Annotated in this window: 13 protein-coding genes and 1 pseudogene; 3 read left to right on the top strand and 11 right to left on the bottom strand. The window is 45.3% G+C overall.

Annotated features, from left to right (window positions below; genetic code table 11):
* Positions 1–202 (top strand): annotated as a pseudogene (locus RTK32_RS14670) (Presumed portal vertex protein); the annotation flags it as partial.
* A gap of 114 nt (positions 203–316) precedes the next feature.
* Here the strand turns inward: RTK32_RS14670 and RTK32_RS14665 are convergent.
* From RTK32_RS14665 to RTK32_RS14615, 11 genes are all read right to left on the bottom strand, one after another.
* Positions 317–859 carry a HEPN domain-containing protein gene (locus RTK32_RS14665; protein WP_312045249.1) on the bottom strand — a complete coding sequence of 181 codons (543 nt, stop codon included), beginning with the start codon at positions 857–859 and terminating at the stop codon, positions 317–319.
* Between the two features lie 12 nt (positions 860–871).
* Positions 872–2,068, bottom strand: a complete 1,197-nt coding sequence (locus RTK32_RS14660; protein WP_312045247.1) for a DUF262 domain-containing protein — start codon at positions 2,066–2,068, stop codon at positions 872–874.
* Positions 2,069–2,346: 278 nt separating this feature from the next.
* The gene (locus tag RTK32_RS14655) at positions 2,347–2,580 is read right to left on the bottom strand and encodes a DinI-like family protein (RefSeq protein WP_312045245.1); all 234 of its coding nucleotides are present in this window, start codon (positions 2,578–2,580) and stop codon (positions 2,347–2,349) included.
* Between the two features lie 18 nt (positions 2,581–2,598).
* A complete protein-coding gene (locus RTK32_RS14650; protein WP_409451101.1) occupies positions 2,599–2,760 on the bottom strand; it encodes a hypothetical protein in 162 nt (53 codons plus the stop codon).
* Between the two features lie 204 nt (positions 2,761–2,964).
* Positions 2,965–5,205: a replication endonuclease gene (locus RTK32_RS14645; RefSeq protein WP_312045251.1), complete on the bottom strand. Its 2,241-nt coding sequence runs from the start codon at positions 5,203–5,205 to the stop codon at positions 2,965–2,967.
* Positions 5,205–5,432, bottom strand: a complete 228-nt coding sequence (locus RTK32_RS14640; RefSeq protein ID WP_312045241.1) for a TraR/DksA family transcriptional regulator — start codon at positions 5,430–5,432, stop codon at positions 5,205–5,207. Before RTK32_RS14640 ends, RTK32_RS14645 begins: the two co-directional genes overlap by 1 nt.
* A complete protein-coding gene (locus tag RTK32_RS14635; protein WP_312045239.1) occupies positions 5,432–5,662 on the bottom strand; it encodes a DUF2732 family protein in 231 nt (76 codons plus the stop codon). The genes RTK32_RS14640 and RTK32_RS14635 overlap by 1 nt, the downstream gene beginning before the upstream one ends.
* A gap of 67 nt (positions 5,663–5,729) precedes the next feature.
* A complete protein-coding gene (locus tag RTK32_RS14630; RefSeq protein WP_253455662.1) occupies positions 5,730–6,071 on the bottom strand; it encodes a DUF5347 domain-containing protein in 342 nt (113 codons plus the stop codon).
* Entirely contained in the window at positions 6,055–6,228 is a 174-nt protein-coding gene (locus tag RTK32_RS14625; protein WP_312045235.1) for a phage filamentation protein Fil family protein, read from the bottom strand. Before RTK32_RS14625 ends, RTK32_RS14630 begins: the two co-directional genes overlap by 17 nt.
* Positions 6,229–6,232: 4 nt before the next feature.
* Positions 6,233–6,742: a phage regulatory CII family protein gene (locus RTK32_RS14620; RefSeq protein WP_312045234.1), complete on the bottom strand. Its 510-nt coding sequence runs from the start codon at positions 6,740–6,742 to the stop codon at positions 6,233–6,235.
* Positions 6,743–6,773: 31 nt separating this feature from the next.
* A complete protein-coding gene (locus RTK32_RS14615) occupies positions 6,774–7,175 on the bottom strand; it encodes a hypothetical protein (protein WP_312045233.1) in 402 nt (133 codons plus the stop codon).
* Between the two features lie 114 nt (positions 7,176–7,289).
* On the opposite strand from RTK32_RS14615, the gene RTK32_RS14610 reads away from it, so the two are divergent.
* Both RTK32_RS14610 and RTK32_RS14605 read left to right on the top strand, forming a co-directional pair.
* Entirely contained in the window at positions 7,290–8,132 is an 843-nt protein-coding gene (locus tag RTK32_RS14610; RefSeq protein WP_312045232.1) for a helix-turn-helix domain-containing protein, read from the top strand.
* A 64-nt stretch (positions 8,133–8,196) separates the two neighbouring features.
* On the top strand, positions 8,197–8,765 hold a 569-nt coding region (locus RTK32_RS14605), incomplete at its 3' end, for an ATP-binding protein (protein WP_312045230.1).

Genomic DNA, 8,765 nt, shown 5'->3' with positions numbered 1-8,765 from the left:
CCTGTTAAGCGCGCACCGTGTGCCGCCGCAGATGATGGGGATTATCCCGGACAACTCCGGCGGGTTCGGTGACGCGGTGAAAGCGTCTCAGGTATTCGTGCGTAACGAACTGACACCTCTGCAGGAAAGAATGAAAGAGCTTAACTATTGGGTAGGTGAGAATGTAATTAGTTTTAGAGAGTATGAATTATCAAATGACTAAACTTCAACGCTTTACTCTCAAAGAATAATATAATTTTAAATATCCCTTAAAGATACTTGAACGACTCATTTAATACCTTTCGTTCATTTAAGGGGGGGTACCCCCCTTAAGTCATTAAGCAGCAGATACGTTACTGTTGCTCCTTAAATAACGAGGCAGCCACTCGGTAAAGTACATCGCCTGTTGATAAAGTTCGTGTATCTCAGTGGTGGTTTTTTCTATTGTGAAATTACCGAAATCTTGATGCACTAGACGATTCCTGTCATTGCCAATGGTCAGAAATGCTCTAATGGAAGAGTCTAATATTGGTGAATCTCGAACTTCAGCTTTTGCTAAACGCGAGAATCCCTCACCAAATAAAGAAAAGAAAGTATTAGCATTGTTTCCATCCCACTTAAACCAAGTATGATACTGCCGGGTTACTGCTTTACTCTTAACTAACGATGAAATAATGTTGTCATTACCTGCAATTTCGCATGTAAATGACATTACGCATTCGGAAAGATGATTTTCAAAATAACTCGCCGCTGCCAGAAGTAGCGACTTTTTAAAGTTTTCCTCCGCAGAATTTATCAGAGAAATCTCATTGGACTCTTGGAGGAGCACAATTAAATCACTGAAATCAGAGTGAAGTCTGTCAACAATAGTACTGGCCATAGCAGTATCCTTTTATGCTAAGACTAAATCTTTTTGTGCCAAATTAAGTCTTACCTCAACATTTGCCACCTTGGTAGTGCCCTCGCTGGCAGCATCCGTAAAGTTTGAGTTTGTTTTTATTGAGTTAATGCTCTCATTAGTTATTTTACCGTTAATTAATCTTCTTTCATTAAATGCATCAAGGCATGCGGCACGGAAGACAGCCTCATATAATGCTATGTTAAAGCGATTATTACTACGATTGATGAAAGCGTCATCAGCAAGGTCTGAGCATGAGTCTAAAAAGCTTTTATATAAATCGTGAAGGTATTCGTTTTGTTCGGTGGAATTATTTTTGCATTTCTTGGAAAATTGATTTAAAAATTTAACCATTGATGGTACATAGTTTTCTTTATCCATAAGCATTGCAAAACCACGAAGAATAATCTCAATGTCCTTAACGTGTAAATCAGGTTGAGTGCTCCCTAAAACGTTTCTTGTCCTCGCGTCGCTATTAATTCGATATAGCATTTCATAGAAACTTGAATGATACATACTTGTACGAATTTCCTGAGGTCTTAAGTTGATGCCCCCAGTGTTTAATCTATTAAATATTTCATACATCGATGAATCATCACCATCAGGAGTATTTTGCTTAACAATTATATTCCTAAGCGGGCGGAGATCGAATTGTGTTTTATAATCACCTAGTGTTGAATAATTTAATCCTTTAAAAATGCTTTTAACCCCCGGTATCTTTTCGGGCAATTTCAAGTTAAAAGTTTGAAAGAATCTGTCATCATGTAATACATCATCAGGGATTTTACCCTCCTGATCAAATATTTCCCTTAACTCGACTCTCATTTCTTTTCTAGGAAATCTTTTCTTGACGAAGTAATAAATTGACATCAAACGCTGCTGACCGTCAATTACAAGGAAACTATTACGCGCTTGCTCATAAAGAAAAATTTGTGGAACGGGAAGCCCCAGAATTAGAGATTCTATGAGTTTAGAAGAACGAGCTATATCCCATACAAAATTTCTTTGAAAACCTGGAATTTTAACCGCACCTGACTCAACGAAACTAAAGAGTGTCATCACATTAAAGTCATTTGGGGTAGAAGTAATATCATATTCAGAAATTTGAAATGGGTCGCTATTATCAGCGTAATCTTCAAACCAAACATTGTCTTGCTCAGTTTTGACGTCTTCATGGTCTAGATCAGACATAATTACTTCCTTTTAAAAAATAGGCTCGAATGGGAACACATAAGATTCATTTCTAAATTGTAAACATACATTATTTCTATGGCAGCGCGCAATGCTTTCCCCGCCACGCCTGCCCGCTTTGTAGGGCGCTTTCCATGCATGTGCATGGGGGAGGGGGAAGGGCGCCAGCACTGGCACCCATCAGGTTTTTGCGTGTGTGTTTTCTGATGCAGATCCATGCACTCTATGCATGCACGACCCGTTCTGATGATTTCTACGTTGTTTACCGGGCGGGTAGCTCAGTAGGGGATCTGAAAGGTTTGCATTGTGGTCTGCAAAATACGGGTTAAAGCATGTCTGTCAGATTCGAGGGTAAAGCCCGCCATCTCAAAGCCAGACTCTATAGACTCATGTACGCTGATTTTCGTGGCCGGGAAGACAGCTATGACCTGGCGATGCAGCTCAGCCTCAAAAGCCTGAAGTTTTTCCTTACCTAATCCTGATTCCTTATTGATCGTAACATCTAAAAGCATCTCATCCTCCTTAACATTTCATTCAGCAGCGTAGAAAATTTTATCATCAGCCTCAATGTGAGGCTCGGAATTTGCCAAATCGGCAATTAAAGTCAGAGCCAACTCGAGATCACAAGGCTTGCAGTTAGCTATCAAGGACAACTCGGCGATAAACCTCATGCCTGAAATTTTCCTTTGCATGGCTCGGATTTCATCAGGTTCCATAATCCCCCCTTTTAAAATACTGTGTATTTATACAGTAACATGACATTTAAGCGTAGCGAAAGAAAATTGTTCTGCAAAAACAAAACTTTCATCTGGCTGATTGGAAAGCACTTTCCGAAAATTTTTTAGTGAAGCCCGGCACTAAAGGTTGTTGCTTTGATTGCGAGCAATCAAGCCGTCCTATCCTGCTTCTGTGCAGTCTTTTGAGCTATGGGCTAGTCGTTCAAATCGCCTTAGCAGATTTTGAGCATCGATACGCTTTTTCGGTCTGAACAGTTCCCCGCTGGCAGAGCTTCGAAACCACTGCTCGGCAATTTTGGTTTCTGTACCGCTGATAAGGCGCACGGCGACTGCGCGGCTGATGGTTTCGCGGGTGATGTCGCGTATCTGGCCGATCACGTTATCGCACGCTGCTTCTGTTTTGTCAGAGCGGCGCAGCTGCAGATGCCTTTTTTCCGGTATATCAGCCCTTAACCTGGCTAAAAGTCGTCGCCGTTCCTTACGGGTTAACGCTGAAAAGTCGCGATCATCAACACTTTCCGGCCGTTTTGAATCCTGCGATCTCAAACCTCCCGTACAGTTATTGACAGAACTCCGAGAGGACGCGGGCGCGTCCTTAAATTCAAAACCCAAATCAACGGCACGTTTCGGGACAATCTTCCACTGTGCAAGGCGGGTTAAAATCGGGGTGTCTTCACCAACGGATGTGGCATAAACGCCTTTAATACGCACGGTTTCCTCGCCGTATTCGTTGCAGTCTTCGCTTGCCTGATACCAGGTGCGCACGGCCAGCTCGTCACGCTTCACGAACGGGCCGCCCTGGGTGTTGACGTATTCCGCCCAGTCGCCAGCGTCTGCAGCATCGTGCGCGGCGGCAAACTCAACGCTTAAGCCCTGAGCCGTTTCACTGTCGGCCATGCGGCGCAGCTCACGATAAACCGTTACCGGCGCACCGCCGACAAACTGGAACTGGCGGATGTGCCAGCGCGCCGCCCAGGCAGACACGGCGGGTGCGGTATCTTTCAGCTCTTTGCCGCTTTCGCCGTCCAGCTCGCCGTCAAGCGCGTAGCCGTCGATATTTTTGGAAATATATTTAGCCACATAGCCGGTCGCGCTGCCTTTCTCCGGGTCGATAGCTTCCGCGTGGAAGCGGGCCTTTCTGGCTTTCTCCGTGGTCAGTTCGTAGCTGTCCTGTTGATAGGCATAATCGCGGATCACCTGCCGCACGCGCTGCATGTCTTCCGAGCGCATAAACATCAACATATGCCAGTGTGGCGTACCGTCGTGGTGCGGCTCGGCCACGCGAATACCGAAAATGCGGATCTCTTCCCGGTGCAGTTTCGCGCGGACTTTCTGCCAGACATTGCAGAGATAGCGCTGCGTTTCCGCCGGGCTGGCGCCTCTCCATTTGCGGTTGCGATAGCCGGTCTTGATTGTGGCGTGATAGCGGGCGGGCGCTGTCAGCGTATAGAAATCCCCGACAAAGCCCATATCGTTGCAGATATTTTCAAAGCCGCGGATGCGGGTCATCAGCTCGCAGCGACGGATCGCCGGATTTGCCACGCTGCCGTCGTATTTCTCAATCAGGCTGATACGGTTGCCTTCCTCGTCTTCCAGCTCCATGCCCTTGAGGAATTCACGCGTGCGGCGTTTTTGCTCGCGCCACTCGTTTACAGTCATGGTGCTGGCGTAAGGCGTGTGCTTTTTGCTGACGTTGGCGAGCGCGATTTGCAGATGCTCACGCCATGAGGCAGCCACGCGGCGCAGGCGGCCTTTCCACCATTTTTCAGTCTGCATACGCATGATCGCGGGCGTCACGTCTTCCGGGCAGAAAATACGCGAGGTGACTTTCTCCCACAGCGGCGGGGTTTGCTTCAGCTCGCGTGTGATGGTTGCCGCCGTCATGTAAACGCGGTGCGTGTATTTGTAGTCCGATTCATCCTTAGACTGGCCGTGCGCCTGCACCATTTCCGCCAGGATAAAGCTGGCGATATCACCGGCCAGCAAATCTACGTCGGCGCGAGCCAGATCCGGCAGGCGGTTAAAGCGGTTCATCAGCTCCCACAGCGTACCGGCTGCACCAGTTTTATCAGAGGCGTTACCGGTAAGCAGCGTAAAGGTGCCGGCGTTCATTTCACCTAGACGATACTGCGCGCTGACGCTTTCAACCCGTGGCAATGTACGCTCAACGAATGTTTTCGTTAAGTACGCATTGGCACGGGCTGTGCCGCGGGTTTTCTCAAGCTCACTGATGCGCCGTTTTACATCCAGCTGTACGAGCGTGGACTGCTTCTCCAGTAAATCTTGCGCATGCGACAAAGCCGCAATCATCTGACTGCGGCTGCGCTCCTCTTCATAGGTGCGATAAGGGCTGGCGATCGCTTCCCGTGGAGCATTCCACGGGTAAGCGTATTCCTGCATCATTGCGCACTGACCTGACGGTATCTGCTTTGCAGCTCGTCCATTTCCTGACAGGTCACGCAACGGGTAACGCCCTGAACGGCACGACGACGCGCTTCGGAGATGGGCGCATCGCAGTCTTCGCAAAAAGAGGCGCTGACCGTTACCGGGCGATAAATTACTTGGGCGATATTACGCGCCAGCATTTCGTCAGTGCGCTGCTGCACTAGATCCATTGAGTCAGCCATTAGTGCAGCTCCTGCGCCTGATTTTGATACTTTTCGGCCTCCTGAGTCAGGAGTTCAGCAGCTTCCGTATGATGTAATTCACCGCTACGGATTTTCCAGGCAAGTACAACCAGGCGGGAAACTATTACTTCGGCATGGGCACGACGCTCTTCCATTCGCGCATCGTGCAGCATCGTATTTAACGGTAGATCGTAACCTTCGACTTTCACTTCTTCTGAATAATTTTTCATTCTCGATTTCCTGTATTCGGGCAAAGCGATGCCCGACGGGTTGACGTCATTTATTTAAAAAGGGTGATTAGTTGGGCAGAGTCATTCTTTTGGGAAATAAGCTCACAACTGCACGAAAATGGTTCATCGCACGAATAAGCGCGCTTCTTTCATCAGTGGTCAGCTCACTGAAATCAAGCTCATGCCGCTCGGTCCGAATATTCGCCAGATAGAATATAGCGCTTAATGCCCGCTTGTTTTCTTGGTAGTTGCGGTCAGTGGTATCGCGCATTTCATCAAAAAAGCGGGTGATATCTTTACCGCAGTCGTTACCCCAAAATTTTGAGCGCAGTTCGGCAACGTGATTCAATCCGGCGACTCTTGCACCTGTTTTTATTTCAGCCAGTGCTGCTTCAGCTTCGATAGCCATGATTAACCTCTTTCAATTTTGAACCGCTTACCATTGAATTCTTAGTGCAAAACACAGGGTGCCAGCGTTTACCGTTTTCACCCATGATCCAACCGTGGCCGTAGGACATTGAAGGACTTTGACGCTTCAGCAATGAAGCCATAGATACTGTTGCCATAGCGTTAGCTCAGGCCCATCGAAGCGCTAATGCCGCTGATCGCATCTACGGTAGTAGCAAGGGCAGGGTTAGAGTGCACACGAGCGTGAGCGCTCAGCCCAATCAGAGAGAGACAACGAATTCCAGCATTTACGTTTTCCATAAAAGCGCTGGTACGCGATGCCGTCATGCGTTCGCCTGATACTGCCGCAGCAGCAACTTTGCCTAATTCAGCCGTAGCCTGCATAACGTAGTGGGTCATACGTTCGGCCTTAGCTTCATTCATCGGTACTGCTGGTAAACATTTCATTTGTGCCAGCAAACCATCAATCAATGTTGCATCCTCAGTGATATCAGTAAGTACAGCGATTTCGAGTGCCGTTAACTGATGCATCTGGTCAGGGTTGAGCTTATTGCGAAGAGTCTGCTGATTCATACCAACTTTGTCCGCCAGCTCACGAATATTGTGGCGAACAGCGAAAGCGCGGCACGCATTTTCAAAATGGGATTGTTGAGAAACTTGAAAATCAAACATGGTTACCGATCCTTGAACTTGCATAATCAAGTTATGGTTTGATATAGCGACAATTGAGGGCCTGCTGACGGTTCTTTTCACGCCATGCGGCAACGTTAATCAGAGCATTACCGTGCTTTTCCATGATGTCAGTGCGTGTTCTGCCGGTCTTTTTACATTTAATAATGCGTGTGACAGTACTAGTAGGAGTGGGGGCTAAGAGTATGACGCCGTTGGCGATCCACTTTTCCAGCACGGATTTACTAATGCCGTTAGCTGCTGCAAAGTCTTCCTTAGACATGGTAGGCGAGGTATTAAGCGTAATTGCGCGGTCTACGGCAGTGTTAACAGCTGCGCTTAGTGCAGGCATTAGAGCAGACGTAATCTGAGCAATGAATTCTTGTGACTGCGCAGAGTTAAATGCGTTTTGACCGTTTGCATTTTCAGTATGCATAGAGCAATATCTCCTTTTGGTTGTTCTGTTATACGGTGTTTCATGTGGTGTGATACATCCTAAATCAACAAATGACCATTAGTAAACAACAAATGTTTATTTATTTGGTGGCTTATGGATTTTACCGAAGGAACGGCGTTAGAGATTATTGAGCGTCTGTCTACTGCGTATGGGGTTACGACGCAGAAAGCACTAGCTGAATGCCTTGGCATACCTGCCGCCAATGTAAGCAATTGGGTGAAACGTGATAGTGTCCCCGGCAGTGCATTTGTAAAGTGCGCACTGGATACAGGCTGTGATCTCAGCTTGCTTACTACAGGGAAACTTGCAAATTCAAAATTTAAGGAAGGGTTTGCTTCAGCACGGGGTAAAGAGCTTTACGATAATATTATGTCCAATGGTGGTAAGCCTGTTCTACGCCGCATAATGGATGCATATGGTTTTAGCTTACAAAAACAATTGTGTGATTTGTTTGATATTTCATCAGGTACAGTAAGTACCTGGGTTCGCCGTGGCTATTTTCCGGGCGATGTAGTGGTTGCTTGCGCGCTTGATACTGGAGCCTCATTAGAATGGTTAGCGACAGGCCAATGTTTGAGTGATGAAATAAAAAAAAGCACTCCATCTATATCAAAAGTTACAAAAAAAAACCTCCTTGCAGGAAAATTGCGAGATGCAGGTTATTGGGACGTTGATTTGAATTTCTTATCGCAGACTATTATAAAACCTATTTATATCTATGGAAGTATTACCTCTTGGATTATAGATGCCAGTATTATTGATATTAGCAATGGCAGGTGGTTACTTGCCGTTAATGGCAAATATGATGTCTATGACGTAAGCTTATTACCAGGGAATGTAATTAAAGTTTCTAATAAAAATGCAGATTTTAGCTGCAAGGATAACAGTATTACGGTTGGCGGCAAAGTAATGTTAACGTTAGAATTAAATGTTTAATTTTAATTGCTAGATACAGTCTAATAGCTGTGATTTTATAAAAAATACATTATTGGAGTGCTGAATGGAATTGGTTTTTGTTTACGCCAAAGAACACAAAATCCTCAAGGATTTTGATGCTTCTTTTAGCTCTACTTACAATGTTATCTTCTCAGATTCATTGCTATCAATTGAGCATAAGAAAGATACTACGGTTGATTATTATAGCGGGTGTAATCTAAAAGCTATTGTTGGGAAAAATGGAGCCGGGAAATCTACATTGCTAGACTTTATAGAGGAGTCTTGTTCAAATTATACTGAATCAAGGGGGTTTATCATATGGTATGATTCAGGTAATAAAAGTTTTTTGATACACGATATTAATGAAACGCTTAAATCCGTGAGAATAGAAAGTCACTTGGGATATAAAATAGTAATAAACAATAAAAGGAGTTTAGAAAAAACAGAAACTAAAATATTCAAAATAAATAATATGGCTACAACAGGCTTTAACGGGTTTAACAAAAAAAGGAAAAATGTCATTGATTATTCCTTGGGTGCTCAGTCAAAGTATCGAGGAAAGAAAAGATCAATTAATCTTCAAAGAATGTTGTCTTTTTTTAATAATAGCCTGTGGCTAAAAAACAAGAAGGC

This window comes from Erwinia sp., from assembly GCF_031978025.1.
Taxonomy (GTDB): domain Bacteria; phylum Pseudomonadota; class Gammaproteobacteria; order Enterobacterales; family Enterobacteriaceae; genus Erwinia.
This window is presented reverse-complemented; position numbering and strand designations above follow the sequence as displayed.

Coding starts and splice junctions, on each gene's coding strand:
- RTK32_RS14665 (WP_312045249.1), bottom strand. CDS start 859: ATGGCCAGTACTATTGTTGACAGACTTCACTCTGATTTCAGTGATTTA.
- RTK32_RS14660 (WP_312045247.1), bottom strand. CDS start 2,068: ATGTCTGATCTAGACCATGAAGACGTCAAAACTGAGCAAGACAATGTT.
- RTK32_RS14655 (WP_312045245.1), bottom strand. CDS start 2,580: ATGCTTTTAGATGTTACGATCAATAAGGAATCAGGATTAGGTAAGGAA.
- RTK32_RS14650 (WP_409451101.1), bottom strand. CDS start 2,760: ATGCAAAGGAAAATTTCAGGCATGAGGTTTATCGCCGAGTTGTCCTTG.
- RTK32_RS14645 (WP_312045251.1), bottom strand. CDS start 5,205: ATGCAGGAATACGCTTACCCGTGGAATGCTCCACGGGAAGCGATCGCC.
- RTK32_RS14640 (WP_312045241.1), bottom strand. CDS start 5,432: ATGGCTGACTCAATGGATCTAGTGCAGCAGCGCACTGACGAAATGCTG.
- RTK32_RS14635 (WP_312045239.1), bottom strand. CDS start 5,662: ATGAAAAATTATTCAGAAGAAGTGAAAGTCGAAGGTTACGATCTACCG.
- RTK32_RS14630 (WP_253455662.1), bottom strand. CDS start 6,071: ATGGCTATCGAAGCTGAAGCAGCACTGGCTGAAATAAAAACAGGTGCA.
- RTK32_RS14625 (WP_312045235.1), bottom strand. CDS start 6,228: ATGGCAACAGTATCTATGGCTTCATTGCTGAAGCGTCAAAGTCCTTCA.
- RTK32_RS14620 (WP_312045234.1), bottom strand. CDS start 6,742: ATGTTTGATTTTCAAGTTTCTCAACAATCCCATTTTGAAAATGCGTGC.
- RTK32_RS14615 (WP_312045233.1), bottom strand. CDS start 7,175: ATGCATACTGAAAATGCAAACGGTCAAAACGCATTTAACTCTGCGCAG.
- RTK32_RS14610 (WP_312045232.1), top strand. CDS start 7,290: ATGGATTTTACCGAAGGAACGGCGTTAGAGATTATTGAGCGTCTGTCT.